Genomic DNA, 20,708 nt, shown 5'->3' on the forward strand with positions numbered 1-20,708 from the left:
TGAGTTCCCGATTCTAGCCCGAACCCGGCACCGGATTGGAAGCCCGCCGCCGGCCCCGTGGCGGGCGTCGCTGGCGGCTTTCCCGCATAATTCCGTCCTGACTTCGTGGAAGCTGCCGTGGACGATCGCCAATTGCTGGCCAAACTCGCTGCCGGTCGCCTGTCCGGCGACGCCCTGGCCCGTGAGCTGGGCCAGACCCGGGCGGCAATTTGGAAGCGCATTCAAGGGCTTAGGGCCGCAGGTGTCGATATCGAGGGCCGTGCCGGCGAAGGCTATGGCCTGACCCGCCCGGTCGAGCTGCTGGACCCGGCGACCATCCGTGCCGCCCTGCCGGCCGATGCCCTGTCCCTGCTGCATGACCTGCAGGTGGCCTGGACGGTGGATTCCACCAATGCCGAATTGCTGCGGTGCAGCGCGCCCCAGCGCGGGGTCAGCGTCCTGCTGGCCGAACGCCAGACCGGCGGACGGGGGCGGCGCGGCCGCACCTGGGCCTCGCCGCTGGCGGCCCACGTCTATCTGTCGGTACTGCGCCTGTTCTCCGGGGGCCTTGGTCGGCTGGCGGGGCTGAGCCTGGTTGCCGGCATCGCCGTGGCCGAAGCGCTGCACGATCTGGGTTTCACCCAGGCGCAGCTGAAGTGGCCGAATGATCTGATCGTCGATGGCCGTCGCAAGCTGGTCGGCCTGCTCGCCGAGGGCGGCGGCGAATACGCCGGTCCGGCCCGCGCGGTGATTGGCATCGGCATCAACACGCACATGCCGCCCTCGTTCGCCGAGCAGATCACCCAGCCCTGGGTGGATCTGGACACACTGGCCGGCGCGCCGGTCGACCGCAACATCGTCGTCGCCGGCGTGCTTGCACGGCTGCTGCCGGCGCTGGAGGAATTCGATCGCGAAGGGCTGGCCCCGTTCCTGCCGCGCTACGCCGCCTTCGACATGCTGGCCGGCCGCGAGGTGCGCGTCGAGCTGGAGGGGCAGTGGCAGCACGGCACCGCACTGGGCCTGGCCGATGACGGCGCGCTGCGCGTGAGCATCGACGGCTGCGAGCGCCGCCTGCATGCCGGCGAAGTCACGGTGAGGGCGGCATGAGCGACTGGTTGTTCGACCTCGGCAATTCGCGCTTCAAGTTCGCGCCGTTGCAGGGGGATCGCGCGGGTGACGTACAGGCCTGGGCGCATGGCGCCGAAGGCATGGCCGGGCAGCCGCCGCACAGCCTGCCCAGCGGCGCGACGGCGTTCGTCGCCAGCGTGGCCGCACCTTCGCTGACCAGCGCCATGCTGGACCAGCTGCAGCGGCGCTTCGACCACGTGCATGTGGTGCGCACCAGCGCCGAATGCGCAGGCGTGCGCATCGCCTACGCGCGCCCGGAGAAGTTCGGTGTGGATCGTTTCCTTGCCCTGCTGGCCGCCGCCAAGGCGCAGCGCCCGGTGCTGGTGGTGGGCGTGGGCACGGCGCTTACCATCGACCTGCTCGATGCCAGTGGCCAGCATCACGGCGGCCGCATCGCCGCATCACCCACCACCATGCGCGAAGCACTGCATGCGCGCGCCGTGCAGCTGCCCGCCAGTGGCGGCGATTACAGCGAGTTTGCCAATGACACCGCCGACGCACTCGCCTCCGGTTGCGATGGTGCTGCGGTGGCGCTGGTCGAGCGCAGTGCGCAGCAGGCGCAGGCACTGCTGGGTGTGATGCCGTCGCTGCTGGTGCACGGTGGCGGCGCGCCCGCGCTGATGCCATTGCTGGACGGCGCCGACTACCACCCCTCGCTGGTGCTGGACGGCCTCGCCCGCTGGGCGGTGCACCAGCCTGCAGGCTAGTATCCGCGCATGCTCACCCGTGCCCTGATCGTCGTTCTGGCCATCCTCAACCTCGGCGTTGCCTGCTGGTGGCTGCTGCGCGATGCGCCGCAGAAGCCTGCGCCGCCACCGCGGCCCGCCGGCGTGGCGGAACTGCGCTGGGTGCCCGGCGGCACCGATGCGGCGGTGGCCGCGCAGGCATCGTCGGAGGCACCGGCGCCAGCACTGGTGGAGCGCGACCCCGCAGCGGCGACCGCCGTGGCGTCCACTCCTGCCCCTGCCGCGCCGGCCAAGCCGCAAGCCGAACCGGCCAAAGCGCCGGCTGCGGAGGCAACCTCCAGCCCGACGCCAGCGCCGGTCGCAGCGGTGGTTGCGCAGGCGCCTGCCGCCAGCGAGCCGCCGCGCTGCATCGCGTTGGGTCCGTTCGCCGATCGTGCCGCCGCCAGCGCGGCGCAGGGCCGGGCCGGCACGCTGCTCAGCCAGGCACGCCTGCGCGAGCAGCCGGCCGCCAGCGGCAGCGCCCGCTACCGCGTGCTGCTGCCGGCCGCCGCCAGCCGCGAAGAGGCGCAGGCCACGGTCAAGCGCATCGTCGCTGCGGGCCTGGGCGACTACTACATCATCAGCCAGGGTGAGGACGCCAACGCCGTGGCGCTGGGCCAGTACCGCAACCGCGAAGGCGCCGAGCGGCGTATCGCTGCGGTGCAGGCCGCCGGATTCCAGCCGCGCCTGGTGGCCAGCGGCGATGCCGGCCAGTGGTGGCTGGACGGGCAGCTGGCCGGCACCGCACAGCCTGCGCAGGTGCAGCAGCGCAGCGGCGCCGCCCGGCAACAGTCGCTGGAATGCGCGCGACTGCGCTAGAATCCCCCCACTGCGGCGCTGCCGCCGGTGCGTCACTCATGCCGCTTTAGCTCAGTTGGTAGAGCAACTGTCTTGTAAACAGTAGGTCATCCGTTCGATTCGGATAAGCGGCACCATCCCGCAGTCGCTCGCTTCCGCAGCGTTCTTTCTCCTGTGGCGAATTGCAGCGCGTTTGTCAGGCGCCGGAGTCGCATACGCAGGGCTGTCAAAAGGAAGAGTGAACTCGAAGCATTTGACGTGGCCACGCATCTTCGTACGCCTGAAGAAATGGCCGCCTATCTCGATGCGTGCATCGTTGAAAGCAATGGCGATTCGGCCTTCACTGCCAAGACACTGGGCGATATCGCACGTGCCCTATCGGGCGCTGTCCGGCGAGCGGAGTCCTGATTTCGCGACCGCTGCCTGAGCGACACGCGCTCGCGCACACGATCTCCCGGAGGCGGCACGCTCAGCCCGGAATGCGGGCGATCACCTTGATCTCGAAGTCGAATCCGGCAAGCCAGTTGACGCCTACCGCCGTCCAGTTGGGATAGGGCTTCTCGGGAAACACCTCGCTCTTTACGGTCATGACGGTTCCGAACTGGTTCTGCGGGTCCGTATGGAAGGTGGTCACGTCGACGATGTCGTCAAGCCCGCAACCACCGGCCTTCAGGGTTGCCTCCAGGTTTGCGAAGGCCAGGCGGACCTGCGCCTCGAAGTCGGGCTCGGGTGTCCCGTCGCTGCGGCTGCCCACCTGGCCGGACACGAACAGCAGGTCACCCGACTGGATCGCAGCCGAATAGGTCTGCGAGGTGTACAGGTCCTGCCGGCCGGGAAAACGGCATTGCGCTTGCTCATGGGATTCTCCAGAAGGGGATCGATGAGCCCCAAGGTAGTCCTCGGCATTGGCCGGATAAACGCCTATAAAGCGCCATCACTATTTGCCAAATCAAAACAATCGGCGGGCGTGGCGGCGCGGCTCATGCCGCGTGCAACTGCAGCTCCACATACTCCGCCAGCCCCCGGCAGGCCAGCAGCAGGCCTTCGCGCGCGCCGTCGCCGATGTCGTCCTTCTCGGCGCCATCCACACGCACGCGCTAGGTGGTACGCAGGATCTCCCGCGATGTGGTGACGCCTGCCGCTTCGCACCGCTTCAATGATTGCCGACGCAGGCCTGCCCCTTATGAACTGCAAGCTCTCCGCTCCCTCCAGTCTTGATGCAGAACACGGTGGAATAAAAGCGGGTCTGAACAACACTCTCGACCGTGCGAGCGGTATCCATACTGAATACATACGGCCTGTTCAGTGAAAGCGTTGGATTGAGCGCCCTTTCATGGGTGGATACTGGAATATAGCCATCCGGCACCTTTCCGTATGACATGCAATCACCCGGCATGAGTGTCAGGGGCTTGGCGCCCGCTGCCAGCTCAATAGCCCAGGTTCCACTTGGTGCGCGGCTCTCATGGATCATCACGCGGCCAACTGCAAATGAAGTTCTGCTCTTGCTTGGGACGCAGATCGCCGGAATACCATCGACAAGGATGACCTGCGCCTCTCTCCCTATTCCAAGCGGGGTTGCATCGGCAAAGTCAGCAGCACTGAAGCAGGATCCCGCCAGAATGAAGGTTCGAGCTATCGCATGGATTTTCATCAGTGATCGTGTGTGTTGCCGGAGCGAATTGTTGGGGGGAATGTCTATGCATGAAATTTGGCGAAATGGCGTGTCCGGTCGACGCTATGGTTGGCCTTGCTGCCGGCCTTCTCGGTGGAAACGGTCAGCCTCCAGAACAAGACGAGCCGCTCTCCACGTGATGGCGCTTGAGTGGCAGTTGAGGGTGTCGGTGCGTTCACGGATTGTTTTTGATCTGTACCGCGCGCCGCCAACAGTGCCGCATTTCTCATTCTTCGACCTGTTCCACGCTTTCTGGTCTTTTCTATTGGCGGTCCGCCAATCTTTCGGCATTTGTCCAAGGACTTCCTTAAGCGCGTATTTGTTGTATCTATAGAATCTCTTGGCGGCGTCCAGTGATTCTTCATCGCTGAAAAAGTCCATCGTGGCGTCATTGTCAGCGGTCATGTCTTCGCCTGTGCCCACGGAACCCATGGTCTTTTGTTCAGATGAGATCAATTTTTCCCTGAGGTGGTCATTGCTGAATTTTCTGTTCGGAGGGCTGCACGCTGGCATGCATGCCAGGATGGATATGCATAGAAGCAGATATCCAGATGCGATTCTCATTGTTCAATTTATGTGCGCGACTGAATTCCCATCATCTCTTACGGTTGTGCGGCCGTAAATTCCGTGAGGAGGGTATCCGGACAGCTGGCAGCCTGGCACGTACTTGTCGGCGGCCGCAGATAGCAGGCAAATCCGTCAGAATTTCCCTCTGTTCTCAAAATTCGAGTGCCTCTTCCAAGGGCGCCTGCGTGGTGGTCTCAAGCGCTCTTGCAGTGCAGTTTCCGTGCAGAATCCGACAGCTTGCGCGGCGGGCCTCTCTATGTGTGCCTGAGGGGAGATTGAATGGGGCGCTGCAGTCGGCCTATGTCGATAATGGAGGAATGGGTGCGTGCTCGACGTGGGCCTGTATTCCAGCAATGTTACTTTTTCCCATGCCCATCCCAATAACCACCGGGCATTGGGGTGACAGTTCGTTCGATCCACGGCGCTGAACATGTGAGCTGCGCACTCTCACAGCCGCGCCTGCAGCTCCACATACTCCGCCAGCCCCCGGCAGGCCAGCAGCAGGCCTTCGCGCGCGCCGTCGCCGATGTCGTCCTTTTCGGCGCCATCCATACGCACGCGCTCGGCGGCGTGGAATACCTCCAGCAGCGTGATCAGGCCGGCGGCGGCGCGGTCGGTACGCGCACGGGTCACGCCCTGGCCTGGGCTGGGCACGGGGCCCTTCCACGGTTGACCATCGGCGGCGTCGCCGCTGCGGATGCGCTGCAGGCAGCCCACCAGCGTGATTGGCTCAGGCAGATCAACGGCAGCGGAAAGCGCAGCTTCCAGAGGCTCGGCCAGTTCGCGGGGCAGGTGCTCGGCGGCATCGCCCAGGGTGGCAAGCAGATAGGGGTAGCGGGGTGCGGTCATGGGACATCCTCATGCGGAACAGAGGCGCCACCCGCAGAGGGTGGCGGACGATGCGTGGCTTCCAAGACCGGAGATCGATGAGCCGGCGGGCACAAGGCCCCCACGCACCGCCCGCCGTAGATCGGCAGACGGATTGCCAGCCGGCGCCACCCCGAGACAGGTGGCGCCGACTGACAAAGCGTATACAGCTTCAATCACACGGGCTTGGAAGTCCCGGCCACCCGTTGTCGGTGGCGATTCATCATGCGCACGCGCAAACACCGCCCGCCAGTCATTCTTTCCAATGACTTCGTGCGATTCGAAAAAAAAAATGAATTATCGCTTTTGACCTGTTTCGCGCGATGTAAAGGCAAAAGCGACATCCTGCGCGAGGCCTTTGCAAGGGCGGAATTCCAGTGATCCCACGCGCGGCAATGGACGCGACATACGCGAAGTAAAGCTGGCTTAACCGGTGCGGCAGACGACGGCAGTCACGATGCTAACGGCAATCGCCGGCAAGCGCAGCGCCGATCCTGATGGTGCTGAAGGATCGGCACTGGCGTAGACGCCTCAGTGCTGCCATCCGCCCGGCCCGGGCGGCCCTGCCATCTGCGCATGCGTCGTCATGGCCCGTCGCTCACGTGCGGGCTGGCTACATCGCCCATACGCGCCCAGCCGTGCCGATTCCGACACTGCGTTGCCGTGCGGTGTTCCGCCACCGCTGACCGCATCTGCCCTGCTGCACCGCCGCGAGTCGTGTCACACAGCTCTGGCTAGACTGTGCTTCTTTTTCCGTTGCAGGAGGCACCCATGGCCCATCCCATTTCCGTCTCGTTGATCGGCGTCCCCACCGATGTCGGTGCCGGCCATCGGGGCGCGCGGCTGGGGCCGGAAGCGCTGCGCGTGGCGGGCCTGCCGGAGGCGCTGGCGGCGCGCGGCGTGGACGTGCGCGACCTGGGCAACCTGGATGGCCCGCGCAACCCGTGGACCGCGCCGGTTGAAGGCTACCGCCATCTGGACGAGGTGGTGGCCTGGAACCATGCACTGATGGAGGCCAGCTATGCCGAGCTGCAGGCCGGGCGCATGCCGATCATGCTCGGGGGCGACCATTGCCTGGGCATCGGCTCGATCACCGCGGTGGCCCGCTGGTGCCGCGAGCAGGGCAAGACCCTGCGCGTGCTGTGGCTGGATGCACACTCGGACTTCAATACCAGTGATGTCACGCCGTCGGGCAACATCCACGGCATGCCGGTGGCCTGCCTGTGCGGGCTGGGGCCGGAGGCACTGACCCGTCTGGGCGGCAGTGCGCCGGCAATCACGCCCGCCCAGGTGCACCAGATCGGCATCCGCTCGGTGGACCCGGAAGAGAAGCGCCTGATCAAGACCCACAAGGTCGATGTCTACGACATGCGCTACATCGACGAGAACGGTATGAAGCGCACCGTGGAGGCCGCGCTGGCCGGAATCGATGACAGCACCCATCTGCATGTCAGCTTCGATGTCGACTTCCTCGACCCGAGCATTGCACCCGGCGTCGGCACCACGGTGCCGGGCGGGGTGAACTACCGCGAAGCGCAGCTGGTGATGGAAATGATCGCCGACAGCGGGCGCATGGGGTCGCTGGATATCGTCGAGCTCAATCCGCTGCTGGACAAGCAGAACGCCACCGCCGAACTGGCCGTGGACCTGGTGGAAAGCCTGTTCGGCAAATCCACGCTGATGCGCGATTGAGGGCATCCCTGAACGGATCGCCGATCCGTTCACGCCCGCTGCACGCCGCAGCCGCCAGATTGCACCTCACGCGGCGGCGGTGGCTTCGGCCCTGCCTGCCGAGCGACAGAACCCCATCCGCGTTGTAGCGGTGAAGCGGCGAACCCAAGGAGAAGCCCATGAAGCGCGTAGTTGCCCTGATGCTGTTGTCGATGTTCTCGGTGGCCATGCTGGCCGGCTGCAACACCGTTGCCGGTGCCGGCAAGGACGTGCAGAAGGCCGGTGAAAAGGTCGAGGATGCCGCCAAGGGCAACTAAGCCCGACGCGGTGTGGAACAGAAAAAGGCCGGGATCTTCCCGGCCTTTTTTTCGTGCGTGTGTATGGCCGCGTAGTCGCCATCGCGTGTGGCGATGGAGTGAACCATTCAAGCACGTGAGCATGTGTTTCATGAGCGGTTGACCGCCTTTCAACAGCGGATGCGGGAAGCTGCAGTCACGGTAAGAACGCCGTTGCAACCAAGGATTCCCAGCAATGAACAAAGACATCATTTCCGGCAAGTGGTCGCAGCTGAAGGGCAAGGCCCAGGCCAAGTGGGGCGATCTGACCAACGACGATTTCGATGTGGCCGAGGGCAATGCCGAATATCTGGCCGGCCGCCTGCAGGAACGGTATGGCTGGGCCAAGGACCGCGCCGAGAAGGAAGTCCGTGACTTCGAAGACAGCGTGCGCAAGGACTACCCGGACTACAAGTAAGCAGCCGGCGGTAAGCGGTTCCCCCACGTCGACGCCCGCACCCTCTGGTGCGGGCGTCGTGCTGTCAGGGACTCAACGTGTCGGCGGATCCGGCACGTAGCGGTTCGGAAACGCCTGCGGCTCGCGCGGCAGGCGCGAGGGCGGGTCGAGCACGATGCCGCGTGCGCGCAGCGCGCGTGCGCTGTCGTAACGCAGCTGCACGACCTGCGCCGGCGTGCGGCTGGCCCGTTCGAATGCGGTATCACGCACCGAGGAGCGTTCGCGCGCGCCGTGACCGGTGCCCAGCGACGGTGCCTGCGACCGCGCTGAGTAGCCGTCCATGCGGCTGGCGCTGGCGTCCGCAGCGGATTCCGCAGCGGATTCCGCAGCGGCCGGCGCCGGGGCGCCACGGCGCAGCAGCGGCTCCGGTCGGAGCGGCCAGCGACGGGCCTCCTCGAACACCGCCGCGCCGATCACCCCGATGTTGTCCGCACGGCCGGTACGGCTGGCATAGCTGCCACTGGGGCTGCTGAAGACGAACTGCGCCACTTCATCCTGGCTCTTGCGCCAGCCGGTGATGTCGGCGCGCTGGCCGGGGTTGAGCACATAGCCGGTCTGCGACGGGTCGGCATCTTCGCCGGAGATGGCATTGATGCCATCCACCGAGAGCACCACCAGCACCCGCCGCGGGCTGTCGTTGTACAGGCGTACCGCATAGCGATGGCCGCGCTCGCCCGCCACCCAGCGCTGTCCATCGGCTGCATGGCTGCGCAGTTCGGTGCCGCGGTCGCGGTCGATCAGGGTCATCCGCACAGGGCCGTCCTGCGGCATCGGCGGTGGCGGCGGAACCGGGCGGAAGCCGGCCAGGGGCAGGATCAGCAGCAGGGGCAGCAGGCGTTTCATGTGGGAACTCCGGTGGGCTCGGGTGAATGAACGACCCGCAGGCCCTGACGGGGTTGGCCGTGGGCACGGTAAACTGGTTCCGTTCATCGAAGGTTTCCCCACGCAGTCATGACGACCCGAGTCCTTACCGGCATCACCCCCTCCGGCACCCCCCATCTGGGCAACTACGTTGGCGCCATCCGTCCGGCCATCGCGGCCAGCCGCACCCCGGGGATCGAGAGCTTCTTCTTCCTGGCCGACCTGCACAGCCTGATCAAGGCGCAGGATCCGCAGCGCACCCAGCGCGCGACCCTGGAGATCGCAGCCAGCTGGCTGGCCTGTGGCCTGGATCCGGAACACGTCTGGTTCTACCGCCAGAGCGACATCCGCGAAACCACCGAACTGATGTGGTTCCTGACCGCGATCGCCAGCAAGGGCATCCTCAATCGTGCCCATGCCTACAAGGCAGCGGTGGACAAGAACCGCGAGGAAGGCCTGGACGAGGATGCCGGCGTCAGCGCCGGGCTGTTCATGTACCCGGTGCTGATGGCTGCCGACATCCTGATCTTCAAGGCCAACCAGGTGCCGGTCGGTCGTGACCAGATCCAGCACATCGAGATGGCCCGCGACTTCGCCCAGCGCTTCAATCACGTCTACGGCAGGGAATACTTCCCGCTGCCGGAGGTGGTGATCGATGAGCAGGTGGCCACGCTGGCCGGCCTCGACGGCCGCAAGATGAGCAAGAGCTACCACAACACCATTCCGCTGTTCGCGCCGCGCGAGGAGCTGAAGAAGCTGGTGTTCTCGATCCTGACCGACTCGCGCGCACCGGGTGAGCCCAAGGACACCGAGGGTTCGGCGCTGTTCCAGATGTACCAGGCCTTCGCTACCCCGGAGCAGACCGCTGCTTTCGCCCGGGCATTCGCCGAGGGCATCAGCTGGGGCGATGCCAAGCAGCAGTTGTTCGAGCGCATCGACGGTGAGCTGTCACCGCTGCGCGAGCGTTACAACACACTGATGGCCGAGCCGGAAAAGATCGAGGCGCTGCTGAAGCGCCGTGGCCAGCAGCTGCGCGAGACGTTCGCGATGCCGCTGCTGGATGAGCTGCGGCACGCCGTGGGGTTGCGCGACCTGTCCACCGCCGGCGACATCGCCAGCGAGGATGCCGGCGCTGCCCGCGTGGCGCCGCCGCAGTTCAAGCAGTACCGCGAGAAGGATGGTCGCTTCTACTTCAAGCTGACCGCCGGCGACGGCACGCTGCTGATGCAGAGCATTGGTTTTGATTCGCCGCGCGATGCCGGCCAGCTGATCGCCGTGATCAAGCAGGCCGAGCAGGGTGATGCGCTGCAGAGCGAGCTGTTCAAGCTGGAGGCGGAGGTTGACGCGGTCCTGGCGGCACTGGCCGCGCTGCGCGAAGATGCCTGAGCGGACGATGCTGTAACGCCGGGCCCATGCCCGGCGGCTCTACCTGATGCACCCCGCCGGGCATGGCCCGGCGCTACCGATGGATGTGGAGCCGGGCATCGGGCCCGGCGCTATGGAAGGAGTCTGCGATGGCGTGGTTGTCGCTGCTGCTTTTCCTGCCCTGGTTCGTCGTGCTGGGCAGCCTGTACTGGCTGTTCCCGCGCCAGCCGCGCACGTCGCGGCGGCGCCTGTTCGATGGCCTGGTGCTGCTGCTGGCCTTTGTTCTGAGCATCGTGGCGATGCTGTGGGGCCACCACCTGGGCCTGGTGCAGACCGACGCGGGGCCGATCTGGCCGCAGGTGCTGGCGGTGCTCTATGCCTACGGTGCGTTCCTGGCGGTGCTGGTGCTGGCACTGCTGCTGCGACCGCGATGGTTGTAGTCCCGGGGCAGAGCGCGTGCCTCCGACCAAAGCCGCATCGAACCGGTCCTGCCTGCACGCCTACCATGGACGCCTGATTCCGATTCCGCCAGGTGCGTGCCGATGATCGCCGACCCCAGCATCCACACCATCGATACCGGCTTCCAACGTCCCGACTTCGATGCGGCCTACCTGATCGTCGAGAACGGGCGGGGCGCCTTCGTGGACTGTGGCACCGGCCTGTCCGTGCCGGCGATGCTGCGGGCGCTGTCCGATGCCGGCCTGCAGCCCGACGCGGTGGACTGGCTTCTGCTCACCCATGTGCATCTGGACCATGCCGGCGGTGCGGGCCTGTTGATGCAGCAGCTGCCCAATGCCCGGGCCGTGCTGCATCCGCGCGGTGCGCCGCACATGATCGATCCGACCCGGCTGATCGCCGGCGCCACCGCGGTCTACGGCGCGGAGGAGATCGCACGCAGCTATGGCCGCATCGAGGCGATTCCCGAGTACCGCGTCGTGGTGGCCGAGGATGGCCATCGCCTCGATCTTGCCGGACGCGAACTGCTCCTGCTGCATACGCCCGGCCACGCACTGCATCACTACTGCGTATGGGATGCGCGCAGCCGCAGCTGGTTCACCGGCGATACCTTCGGTATCTCCTACCGCGAACTGGACAGCGCGCAGGGCGCCTTCATCTTTCCGACCTCTTCGCCCGTGCAGTTCGATCCCGAAGCGATGAAGGCGTCGATCCAGCGCATGCTCGACTACGATCCGCAGTCGATGTACCTCACCCACTATGGCCGCGTGGAGCAGGTGCAGCGGCTGGCCGGCGACCTGTTCGAGCAGATCGATGCGATGGCGGCGATCGGCCGCCAGTGCGACGAGCGGCCCGACCGCCATCGCTGCCTGCTGGCGGCGCTGCAGGCCCTGTACCTGGAGCGCGCGCAGCAGCATGGCTGTGTGCTGGATGACGCAGCGGTGGTGGCCGTGCTGGCCATGGACATCGAGCTCAACGCGCAGGGACTGGCCTGCTGGCTGGATCGCGAGCGCCGCTGACGGAGCGGGACTGCGGCCGGCACTGCTGTCACGTTACACTCTGGTGACTTCCCATCCTGCCGTGGTATTGCCGTGAACCCGATGCGCGTGTTGCTGCTGTCGTCCTGCCTGTTCGTGGGTGGCCTGGCCCAGGCGGCCAATGACCTTCCCGGCGGCGGTATCGACCCGCAGGCGCTGTCGCGCCACGTGCGTGTACTGGCGTCGGACGAATTCGAGGGCCGCGCTCCGGCCAGCGAAGGCGAAGAGCGCACCGTGCAGTACCTGATCGAACAGTTCCGCAGCTATGGCCTGCAACCCGGCGGCGTGGACGGCAGCTGGGTGCAGCCGGTGCCGCTGGTGCGTGCGCAGCTGGAGGGTGCGGCCACGGCCAGCCTGGCGTTGAAGCAGGGCCGCCGCGCCCTGGTCAATGGCGTGGATGTGACCCTGCAGAGCCTGCAGCCGCGCGCCCGGGTGCAGATCAAGGATGCACCGCTGGTGTTCGTGGGCTATGGCATCGACGCACCGGAACGCCATTGGAACGACTACAAGGACATTGACCTGCACGGCAAGATTGCCGTGATGCTGATCAATGATGCCGATTTCGAGGCCGACGCTCCCGGCGCGTTCGATGGCAAGGCAGTGACCTACTACGGCCGCTGGACCTACAAGTTCGAGGAGGCTGCGCGCCGCGGCGCCGAAGGTGTGCTGATCGTGCACGAGACCGCACCTGCGGCCTATGGCTGGGCGACGGTGAAGAGCTCGGGTACCTCGCCGTTGTTCGATATCGAGCGCAGCCAGGCCGAGGCGATGGCCCAGCACACACCGCTGCGCGGCTGGATGCAGCGCGAGCTGGCCGAGGCGATCTTCGCCGACGCCGGCCTCGATTTCGAGGCGGAGAAGCGCAAGGCGATGCGTGCCGACTTCCGTCCGGTGGCCCTGGACAACGCGCGGCTGAGCGTCGATTTCGCCCTCAAGCGCGAGCAGGTGGTGACCCGCAACGTCGTGGCCAAGCTGCCGGGCGGCGAGCACGGCGATGAAGCGGTGATCTTCTCGGCGCACTGGGACGCTTTCGGCATCGGCCAGCCCGATGCGAAGGGCGACCGCGTGCGCCGTGGCGCCATCGACAACGCCACCGGCGTAGCCACCGTGCTGGAACTGGGCCGGGTGTTCGCGGCCGGCCCGCAGCCGCAGCGCACGCTCTACTTCGTGGCGCTGACGGCTGAAGAAAAGGGATTGCTGGGGGCCAGCTACTACGCTGCGCATCCGCTGGCGCCGCTGGACAAGACCGCTGCCGTACTGAACATCGAGATGTTCAGCCCGGACGGGCCGACCCGTGACATCGCTTCGTGGGGCAAGGGCCGGGTATCGCTGGAAGGCGACCTGGAGCGGGTGGCCAAGGCACGCGGCCGCAGCTACAGCCCGGACCCCAACCTGGAGGCCGGTTTCTTCTACCGCGCCGACCATTTCGCCTTCGCCCGGCTGGGTGTACCGGCGATCACCATCGGCCCGGGCCTGGACAAGCTGGACGGAGGCGTGGAAGCAGGGCGCGCGCTGCGCGAGAAGTACTTCGCCGACTGCTATCACCAGGCCTGCGACGCGTGGACGCCGGGCTGGGATCCCAGCGGTCATGCCGCCGATACGCTGCTGGTCTACGACCTGGGCGCGGAGCTGGCCAACAGCCGGCGCTGGCCGACCTGGGAGAAGGACTCCGAGTTCCGCGCTGCCCGCGACAAGAGCGAGGCGGCACGCCGCTGACGGCTAGCGCCTGCGCAGCAGCGTCCAGGCACCCCATGCACTGGCGGCCAATGCCGCCAGGTAGCAGGTGATCATGGTGCCGAGGCTGACCGTGCGCAGGCCGCTGAAGCGGCCGAGCAGGTTCATCCGCAGCGAGCTGTGACCGCTGCCCAGGTCCACTGCCAGCTGCACTGCCAGCGCGCTGGCGAAGACCAGAAGGGCGATGCCGAAGCCGGTGCGTGGCCAGCGCGCCTGCGCGCCCGGGCGTCGCAGCAGCCAGCCCAGCGTGGTTGCCACCGCCAGCAGCAGGGCGGCCCACATCAGGGGCGTAGCGGGAGATGCGGCAGCCACCGGCATTGCACCGGTGGCTGCCATCAGCACGGCATCCTTACTTGCGGGTGCCGTCGAGCCAGTTCGGGCCCTTGTTGGTGAGGAAGAACACATAGACCACCAACGATACCGCGATGGTGGCGGTGACATAGATGGCGAACCAGTCCACGTGGCCGGTCTTCAGCGCGCCCTGGTACAGCAGCGGGGCCGTACCGCCGAACAGCGAGTTGGCCAGCGCGTAGCCCAGGCCCACGCCCAGTGCCCGAACGTGGGTCGGGAACAGTTCGGCCTTCACCACGGCGTTGATCGAGGTGTAGCCGGTGAGGATGACGAAGCCCAGCGCCAGGGTGAGGAAGGCGAGGGTGGCATCGTGCTGGTGCGGCAGCTGCGTGATCAGGTACCAGCTGTACAGCACGCCGCCCACGCCGAAGAACACCAGCAGGCTCTTGCGCCCGATGATGTCCGACAGCCAGCCGCCGACCGGCTGCAGCACCATCAGGAAGGCCAGCACGCCCAGGTTGATCAGGGTGCCGGTCATCGGGTCGTCGCCTGCGAAGGCGCTCTGGATCATCTTCGGGCCGTTCACCGAGTAGGTGTAGAAGGCAATGGTGCCGCCGGCGGTGATCAGGAAGCACAGCAGCAGCGGGCGCCACTGGTGCACGAACAGTTCGTACATCGAACCGGACTTCTTGGCCTTGCCTTCGCGCGCGGCCTCGATCGAGGATTCTTCCAGCGACTCATCCATGCCACGGCGCAGCCAGAACACCACGACCGCGGCGATGCCACCGATGCCGAAGGCGATGCGCCAGCCGAACTCGGAGATCTCCGGCTTGCCCCAGAAGTTCAGCATCAGGAACAGGGTCAGCTGGGCCAGCACATGGCCGCCGACCAGGGTGACGTAGTGGAAGGAGGACAGGAAGCCACGACGGCCCGGAATGGCGGCCTCGGACATGTAGGTGGCGCTCGCGCCGTACTCGCCACCGGTGGCGAAGCCCTGCAGCAGGCGCGCGAACAGCAGGATGATCGCCGCCCAGATGCCGATGCTGGCGGCAGTGGGGGTGATGGCGATGATGAAGGAGCAGAACGCCATCAGCGTGACCGATACGGTCAGGGCCAGGCGACGGCCATGGCGGTCGGCGAAGCGGCCGAAGAACCAGGCACCGATCGGGCGCATCAGGAAGGTCGCGGCGAAGATCGCCCAGACGTACATCGTGGAGTTCTTGTCTTCCGGCGAGAAGAACTGCGACTCGAAGTACACGGCGAACACCGAGTACACGTAGACGTCATACCACTCCACCAGGTTGCCGGCGGAGCCTTTGAGGGTATTGGAGATCGAGCGGCGCAATGCGGCGCCGTCGGTCGCGGGAACAGCGGGGTGGGGCGTGGTGCTCATCTGGGCGGGGATCCTCGATGCGATAGCGTCCGTGCGCGGAAAATACAGCGTCCGACCATGTGGTGGCGCAGCCGGGCAGCCTTCTTGGTACTGCATGACCCGTCAACGCGGGGTGGCAGGCCAGGACAGGGTGCATGGATGGACGACAGCGTGCCACCTTGCGGGGTGCCGGACCATACTCAAAACGTCCTAGAATCCGCCTTCCCCCGGTCCCTTGGTGCGTCATGTCGGCTCCCCCTGTTCCGTCTGCGGCTGCCCCCCGGGGCGGCCTTGTCGTGTTGGCGCTGCTGCTGGTCTACGTGGTCTGGGGCTCGACCTATCTCGGCATCGCCAAGGCCCTGCACGGCGGTGCGCTGCCGCTGACGATGGTCTCCGGCAGCCGCTTCATCATCGCCGGGGGCCTGATGTACCTGGCGCTGCGCCTGTTCTGGAAAATGCCGAAGCCGACGTTGCGGCAGTGGCGCAGCCTGGTGCTCATGGGGGTGACCATGCTGGTGCTGGGCAACGGCATGGTGGTGCTGGCCGAACGCGATGTGTCGTCCGGCCTGGCGGCCACGGCGGTGGCATCGGTGCCCCTGTGGATGGCGCTGTTCTCGGCGCTGCGCGGCCAGCACGCTAGCCGTGGCGAATGGCTGGGCATCGCCATCGGCTTCCTCGGCGTTGTCTGGCTGAATGCGGGCAGCAGCCTGACGGCGACGCCCACCGGGCTGGTGCTGCTGCTGATCGCACCGATCGGCTGGGCCTTCGGCTCGGTGTGGGCGCGCGGCCTGGACCTGCCTGGCCCGTTCATGACGGCCGCCGGGCAGATGATCTGCGGCGGCGTGCTGCTGGTGCTGATCGGGCTGGCGGTGGGTGAGCGGCCCACCACACTGCCCGATACCGGTGGCCTGCTGGCCATGGCCTATCTGTGCGTGTTCGGTTCGATCGTCGCGTTCACGGCCTACGTGTGGCTGCTGCAGAACGTACGCCCGGCGCTGGCCGGCAGCTACGCCTACGTCAACCCGGTGATCGCGGTGCTGCTGGGCGCAGCCCTCAACAGCGAACGCTTCGGCTGGCGCGACGTGCTGGCGATGGTGGTGATTCTGCTGGGCGTGGTGGTACTGACAATGGCAAGGACGCGCAAGCGATGAGCATCGACGAGACAGAACAACGCCGGGGCCTGCTGGTCACCGCATCCACCTTCGTGCTGTGGGGACTGGTGCCGGTGTACTGGCACCTGCTCAATGAAGTGCCGTCGTTCCAGATCATCGCCCATCGCATCATCTGGAGCACGGTGCTGGTGGTGGCCTGGCTGCTGCTCAGTGCGAAACTGGGCTGGTGGCGGAAGATCGCCGCCCAGCCGCGCGCGCTGCCGATCCTGGCGGTGTCGAGCCTGACCATCGCGTTCAATTGGGGCCTGTACATCTGGGCCGTCAATGCCGGCCACGTGATCGAGACCAGCCTGGGCTACTTCATCAACCCGCTGGTGAACGTGCTGCTGGGGGTGCTGGTGCTGAAGGAACGCCTGCGCCGGCTGCAGTGGGTGGCGGTGGGCATGGCGGCGGTGGGCGTGGCCTGGCTGACTCTCGACGCTGGCACGCCGCCGTGGATCGCGCTGGGCCTGGCCTGTTCGTTCGGCCTGTACGGCCTGCTGCGCAAGCTGGTCTCGGTCGATCCCGTAGCCGGGCTGGGCGTGGAAAGCCTGTATCTGTTCCTGCCTGCGCTGGCGTTCGCGGTCTGGGCCGAGAATGGCCACGGTGGCGGATTCTTCAGCGGCTGGGGCCTGCGCAACGATCTGCTGCTGATCTTCGGCGGCGTGGTCACCGCCGTGCCGCTGATCGGTTTCGCCTACGGTGTGAAGCGCATCGCGCTGTCGCTGGTGGGTATCCTGCAGTACATCGCACCGAGCCTGCAGCTGCTGCTCGGCGTGTTCTTCTTCCACGAATCGTTCGACATGGCCAAGGCCGTCGGTTTCGCAGCGATCTGGGCCGGGCTGCTGCTGTTCATCGGTGACAACCTGCGCACGATGCGGGCGGCAAAGCGCTGAGCCGGAAAGCAACGCGGGACGGAGCACCGGCCCCGTCCCGCGTCCGCGCCGCCTCCGCTGGCGGCGCACGCATCAGGTTTCGCGCAGTGCCGTGGTGATCGGCAGGCGGGCGGCGCGCAGCGCCGGGAACAGGCCACCGACCAGGCCGATGCCCAGCGCCCACTTCAGCCCCGTCCACAGCAGTTCCGGCGATACGTGGAACTTGAACACCACCGCGCTGAAGTTGCTGCCGATGGTGGACACGCTGTAGCCATTGAACAGCAGCCATGCCACCGTGCAGCCCAGCAGGCCGCCGAGCAGGGCCAGCAGCATCGTTTCCAGCATCACCGCAGTCACCACCGGCAGGCCGCGGAAACCAATCGCGCGCATGGTGGCGATTTCGCGCGCACGCGTGGCCACGGCGGCATACATGGTGTTGAGCGCGCCGAACACCGCGCCCACCGCCATGATCGTACCGATCACCTTGCCGAGGATGTCGATCAGCTTGGTCAGGCCGCCGCCCTGCTTGCTGTAGTACGCACGGGTGGTTTCCACGTCCAGCTTCAGGCGCGGATCGGCGGCGACGGCGGCCTTGAACTGATCGAAGCCGGGCTTGCCCTCAGTGCGCACGCTGATCGACTGCCAGGCACTGCGCTGGTACGTGGTGGCCAGGGTATCGGCGTCGGTCCACAGTTCGGAGTCATGCGCATCACCGGTGGCGAACACACCGACCACCGTCCAGGTCTGGTTGCCCAGGGTGAGCGTCCTGCCGACCTCCATGTCGCGGAACTGGCCCTTGGCGCCCTGGCCGACCACGATCTCGCGCAGGCCGGTGGCGAACTTGCGGCCTTCGATGATCTTGACCTTGTCATGCACCGCCCACGCCTGCGGCCCAACGCCCCTGAACTGCGCGTTGACGTCGGTACCGTCCGATTTGGAGACCAGGTTGACCACCTGCGAGAGTTCAGGCGACAGCAGCGGCCGTCCCTGTGCATCGCGGCTGATGCCGGGCAGGGTGGACAGGGTCGGTACCTGCTCGCGGGTGATGACCGAATTGGTTTCCGCCTGCGAACCACCGCGCAGCACGATGGCGGTGGTGTCATCGCCGGTGTTGCTGAGCGTGGCCTGGAAGCCTTCGCCCATCGCCAGCATCGCCACCAGCACCCCGACCACGCCGGCGATGCCGACCACGATCACCGAGGATGCCCCCCAGCGCTGCGGCAGGCTGGCGACGCCGATGCGGGTGGCGGCCAGGGCCAGCCGCCCGCTGCGGGTCAGCGCCAGCCACAGCCCGACCAGCACCGCCACGGCAAGCACGCCCACCCACGGCAGGCCGATCCATACCGCCAGGCCGATTGCCAGCGCCAGCACGGTCACCGTGTTGCCGAACCACTTCTTGAGCTTGTTCTTGAACATGTCGGTGTCCTCCTCAGCGGCCGGCCAGTGCGTCGACGATCTTCAGGCGCTTGGCGCGCAGCGCCGGCAGCAGGCCGACGACCGCGCCGATCACCACGATCAGGCCCAAGCCCATCAGCCAGGTCGGGGTGGGGATGTGCGGCGGCAGCAGGCCCATGCTCTTCGGGCCGATGGCGGGCAGGATCAGTGCCGCCAGGCCCATGCCGATCAGGCCACCGAGACCGATCAGCAGCACCGATTCGATCATCACCAGTATCAGCACCGTGCTGTCCTTGAAGCCCAGTGTCTTCAGCGTGGCCAGCTCCGGCACGCGCTCGCGTACGGCCTGCGCCATGGTGTTGCCGGTCAGCAGCAGCAGGGTGAAGAACACCGCGCCCATGATCGAGGTGACGATCATGCCGATGTCGGCAAACTGCTTGACGAAGGCCTGCTGGAACGCCGATTCGGTCTGGGTCTTGGTTTCGTGGTCGGAGTTGGCGGAAATCGCATCGATGGCCTGTGCCACCCGCGAAGAATGGTCGGGGTTGTCGAGCGTCACCGTGTACCAGCTGACCTGGTTCTTGATGTAGTCGTTGGACTCATCGAAGTATTTCCAGTTCATCATCAGCTGGCGCTCTTCGTTGGAGGCCTGCGCCGGATCCTTGGAACGGAAGATGCCCTTCAGTTCCAGCGGCCAGTCGTTGCTGCCGCCGCGCGGGAAGATCGTCGCCTGCAGCGGGATGGTATCGCCGACTTTCCAGCCGAACTGCTTGGCCAAGGTCTCGCCGACGATCGCACCGGTGCGGGTGTTCTTCCAGTCTTCCAGCTGCGCCGGGTCGATCTGCAGTTCGCGGTAGACGTCGAAGTAGTTGGGCGATACCGAGAAGTTCGGGAAGAAGTTCTTCGGATCCTGGTAGATGCCGCCGAACCACATGCCATAGGCCACGTCGCGCACGCCCGCCACCTGGCGGATCTGCGTTTCCAGGCGGATGGGCAGCGACTGGGTGATCGACAGGCGCGAGGCCACCACCAGGCGGTTGGCCCCTTCCACACTGCCACCGGAGGTGAATGCCACGCGCACCGAGTCGAGCATGCCGAACAGGAGGAACGCGGCCACCACCGACAGCAGGGTCAGCAGGGTCCGGGTGCGGCTGCGGAACAGCTGCGCCCAGACCAGAGAGAAGTATTTCATCGCTGTGGCCTCCGTCAGTGGGCCAGCGGCGCGTCGGCCAGCTCGCCCTTGTCCAGGTGCACCGTGTGCGTGGCGTACTCGGCGGCCTTCGGGTCATGGGTGACCATGATGATGGTCTTGCCGTGTTCGCGGTTGAGCTGCTGCAGCAGGCTCAGGATCTCCTCGGCGGACTGGCGGTCGAGATCGCCGGTGGGTTCGTCGCAGATCAGGAAGGTCGGGTCGGAGACGATCGCACGGGCGATCGCCACGCGCTGCTGCTGGCCGCCGGACAGCTCGTTGGGACGATGGTTGCGGCGGTCGGCCAGGCCGACCAGGGTCAGCGCGATCTCGGCGTTGCGGCGGCGCTGCGCGGCATTGAGATGGGTCAGCAGCAGCGGCAGTTCGACGTTCTTCTGCGCGGTCAGCATCGGCATCAGGTTGTAGAACTGGAACACGAAGCCAACGTGGTGGCTGCGCCAGGTCGACAGCTGGCCACCGCTCATCTGATCGATGCGCTCGCCTTCGATGCTGATCTCGCCGCCGCTGGGATTGTCCAGGCCACCGATCAGATTGAGCAGGGTGGTCTTGCCTGAACCGGACGGCCCCATCAACGCGACGAAGTCGCCGCGGGCGATGTCCAGGTCGATGCCGTGCAGCACCTGCACCTTCTCGGGGCCGCGCTGGTAGGTCTTGGTGATGTTGCGCAGTGAAACCAGGGTCGACATGGGTGGTTCTCCACGTAGGCGGGAAACGGTGACGCACCCCGGCTGCCGGCCGGGCATGCGTGGAACGGTGTCGTTG

At 66.4% G+C, this 20,708-nt stretch carries 22 protein-coding genes and 1 tRNA gene; 13 read left to right on the plus strand and 10 right to left on the minus strand.

The annotated features are described in order from the left end of the window. Positions 1–117: 117 nt before the first annotated feature. From birA to ACZK08_RS01285, 4 genes are all read left to right on the plus strand, one after another. Positions 118–1,086, plus strand: coding sequence for a bifunctional biotin--[acetyl-CoA-carboxylase] ligase/biotin operon repressor BirA (gene birA / locus ACZK08_RS01270; protein ID WP_065182029.1), 969 nt, complete (start codon positions 118–120; stop codon positions 1,084–1,086). After that, on the plus strand, positions 1,083–1,814 hold the full coding sequence (locus tag ACZK08_RS01275) for a type III pantothenate kinase (RefSeq protein ID WP_065182028.1): 732 nt from the start codon (positions 1,083–1,085) through the stop codon (positions 1,812–1,814). Before birA ends, ACZK08_RS01275 begins: the two co-directional genes overlap by 4 nt. A gap of 9 nt (positions 1,815–1,823) precedes the next feature. Further along, on the plus strand, positions 1,824–2,651 hold the full coding sequence (locus tag ACZK08_RS01280; RefSeq protein WP_065182027.1) for an SPOR domain-containing protein: 828 nt from the start codon (positions 1,824–1,826) through the stop codon (positions 2,649–2,651). A gap of 40 nt (positions 2,652–2,691) precedes the next feature. After that, a tRNA-Thr gene (locus tag ACZK08_RS01285) sits at positions 2,692–2,767 on the plus strand. A gap of 332 nt (positions 2,768–3,099) precedes the next feature. Here ACZK08_RS01285 and ACZK08_RS01290 read toward each other — a convergent pair. The 4 genes from ACZK08_RS01290 to ACZK08_RS01305 all read right to left on the minus strand — a co-directional run bounded on the left by ACZK08_RS01290 (position 3,100) and on the right by ACZK08_RS01305 (position 5,718). After that, complete coding sequence (locus ACZK08_RS01290) at positions 3,100–3,450, minus strand: RidA family protein (protein WP_155761029.1); 351 nt, start codon at positions 3,448–3,450, stop codon at positions 3,100–3,102. Between the two features lie 333 nt (positions 3,451–3,783). After that, complete coding sequence (locus ACZK08_RS01295; RefSeq protein WP_155761028.1) at positions 3,784–4,281, minus strand: hypothetical protein; 498 nt, start codon at positions 4,279–4,281, stop codon at positions 3,784–3,786. 84 nt (positions 4,282–4,365) lie between these two features. Then, positions 4,366–4,707 (minus strand): hypothetical protein, encoded by a 342-nt coding sequence (locus ACZK08_RS01300; protein ID WP_155761027.1) that lies wholly within the window; start codon positions 4,705–4,707, stop codon positions 4,366–4,368. Positions 4,708–5,316: 609 nt separating this feature from the next. Further along, positions 5,317–5,718 (minus strand): hypothetical protein, encoded by a 402-nt coding sequence (locus ACZK08_RS01305; RefSeq protein ID WP_065182026.1) that lies wholly within the window; start codon positions 5,716–5,718, stop codon positions 5,317–5,319. A 789-nt stretch (positions 5,719–6,507) separates the two neighbouring features. On the opposite strand from ACZK08_RS01305, the gene rocF reads away from it, so the two are divergent. From rocF to ACZK08_RS01320, 3 genes are all read left to right on the plus strand, one after another. Beyond that, on the plus strand, positions 6,508–7,428 hold the full coding sequence (gene rocF / locus ACZK08_RS01310) for an arginase (protein ID WP_053520148.1): 921 nt from the start codon (positions 6,508–6,510) through the stop codon (positions 7,426–7,428). A gap of 158 nt (positions 7,429–7,586) precedes the next feature. Further along, positions 7,587–7,724: an entericidin A/B family lipoprotein gene (locus ACZK08_RS01315; protein ID WP_053520147.1), complete on the plus strand. Its 138-nt coding sequence runs from the start codon at positions 7,587–7,589 to the stop codon at positions 7,722–7,724. Between the two features lie 214 nt (positions 7,725–7,938). Continuing rightward, positions 7,939–8,160: a CsbD family protein gene (locus ACZK08_RS01320; protein WP_019661831.1), complete on the plus strand. Its 222-nt coding sequence runs from the start codon at positions 7,939–7,941 to the stop codon at positions 8,158–8,160. Between the two features lie 72 nt (positions 8,161–8,232). Here the strand turns inward: ACZK08_RS01320 and ACZK08_RS01325 are convergent, their stop codons facing one another. Further along, positions 8,233–9,042 carry a hypothetical protein gene (locus tag ACZK08_RS01325; protein WP_065182025.1) on the minus strand — a complete coding sequence of 270 codons (810 nt, stop codon included), beginning with the start codon at positions 9,040–9,042 and terminating at the stop codon, positions 8,233–8,235. 108 nt (positions 9,043–9,150) lie between these two features. On the opposite strand from ACZK08_RS01325, the gene ACZK08_RS01330 reads away from it, so the two are divergent. From ACZK08_RS01330 to ACZK08_RS01345, 4 genes are all read left to right on the plus strand, one after another. After that, a complete protein-coding gene (locus tag ACZK08_RS01330; RefSeq protein ID WP_065182024.1) occupies positions 9,151–10,446 on the plus strand; it encodes a tryptophan--tRNA ligase in 1,296 nt (431 codons plus the stop codon). Between the two features lie 128 nt (positions 10,447–10,574). Beyond that, positions 10,575–10,865, plus strand: coding sequence for a hypothetical protein (locus ACZK08_RS01335; RefSeq protein WP_065182023.1), 291 nt, complete (start codon positions 10,575–10,577; stop codon positions 10,863–10,865). 102 nt (positions 10,866–10,967) lie between these two features. Continuing rightward, on the plus strand, positions 10,968–11,900 hold the full coding sequence (locus ACZK08_RS01340) for an MBL fold metallo-hydrolase (protein ID WP_065182022.1): 933 nt from the start codon (positions 10,968–10,970) through the stop codon (positions 11,898–11,900). Between the two features lie 81 nt (positions 11,901–11,981). Continuing rightward, entirely contained in the window at positions 11,982–13,634 is a 1,653-nt protein-coding gene (locus ACZK08_RS01345; protein WP_065182021.1) for a M28 family metallopeptidase, read from the plus strand. 3 nt (positions 13,635–13,637) lie between these two features. Here the strand turns inward: ACZK08_RS01345 and ACZK08_RS01350 are convergent, their stop codons facing one another. Further along, positions 13,638–13,988, minus strand: coding sequence for a hypothetical protein (locus tag ACZK08_RS01350; RefSeq protein WP_231107765.1), 351 nt, complete (start codon positions 13,986–13,988; stop codon positions 13,638–13,640). Between the two features lie 13 nt (positions 13,989–14,001). Beyond that, positions 14,002–15,336: an MFS transporter gene (locus ACZK08_RS01355; protein ID WP_065182020.1), complete on the minus strand. Its 1,335-nt coding sequence runs from the start codon at positions 15,334–15,336 to the stop codon at positions 14,002–14,004. Positions 15,337–15,560: 224 nt separating this feature from the next. On the opposite strand from ACZK08_RS01355, the gene yedA reads away from it, so the two are divergent. Together yedA and rarD are read left to right on the plus strand one after the other, a co-directional pair. Further along, positions 15,561–16,466: a drug/metabolite exporter YedA gene (yedA, locus tag ACZK08_RS01360; protein ID WP_053516552.1), complete on the plus strand. Its 906-nt coding sequence runs from the start codon at positions 15,561–15,563 to the stop codon at positions 16,464–16,466. Next, entirely contained in the window at positions 16,463–17,362 is a 900-nt protein-coding gene (gene rarD, locus ACZK08_RS01365; protein WP_053516550.1) for an EamA family transporter RarD, read from the plus strand. Before yedA ends, rarD begins: the two co-directional genes overlap by 4 nt. Before the next feature lie 72 nt (positions 17,363–17,434). Here the strand turns inward: rarD and ACZK08_RS01370 are convergent, their stop codons facing one another. From ACZK08_RS01370 to ACZK08_RS01380, 3 genes are read right to left on the minus strand one after another with little or no spacing between them, the layout of a single operon-like run. Beyond that, positions 17,435–18,757 carry an ABC transporter permease gene (locus tag ACZK08_RS01370; RefSeq protein ID WP_065182019.1) on the minus strand — a complete coding sequence of 441 codons (1,323 nt, stop codon included), beginning with the start codon at positions 18,755–18,757 and terminating at the stop codon, positions 17,435–17,437. Positions 18,758–18,770: 13 nt separating this feature from the next. Then, positions 18,771–19,928 carry an ABC transporter permease gene (locus tag ACZK08_RS01375; protein ID WP_053516548.1) on the minus strand — a complete coding sequence of 386 codons (1,158 nt, stop codon included), beginning with the start codon at positions 19,926–19,928 and terminating at the stop codon, positions 18,771–18,773. 14 nt (positions 19,929–19,942) lie between these two features. Then, the gene (locus ACZK08_RS01380) at positions 19,943–20,632 is read right to left on the minus strand and encodes an ABC transporter ATP-binding protein (protein ID WP_065182018.1); all 690 of its coding nucleotides are present in this window, start codon (positions 20,630–20,632) and stop codon (positions 19,943–19,945) included. Between the last annotated feature and the right edge of the window lie 76 nt (positions 20,633–20,708).

This window comes from Stenotrophomonas sp. 112478_Sma (assembly GCF_056479905.1).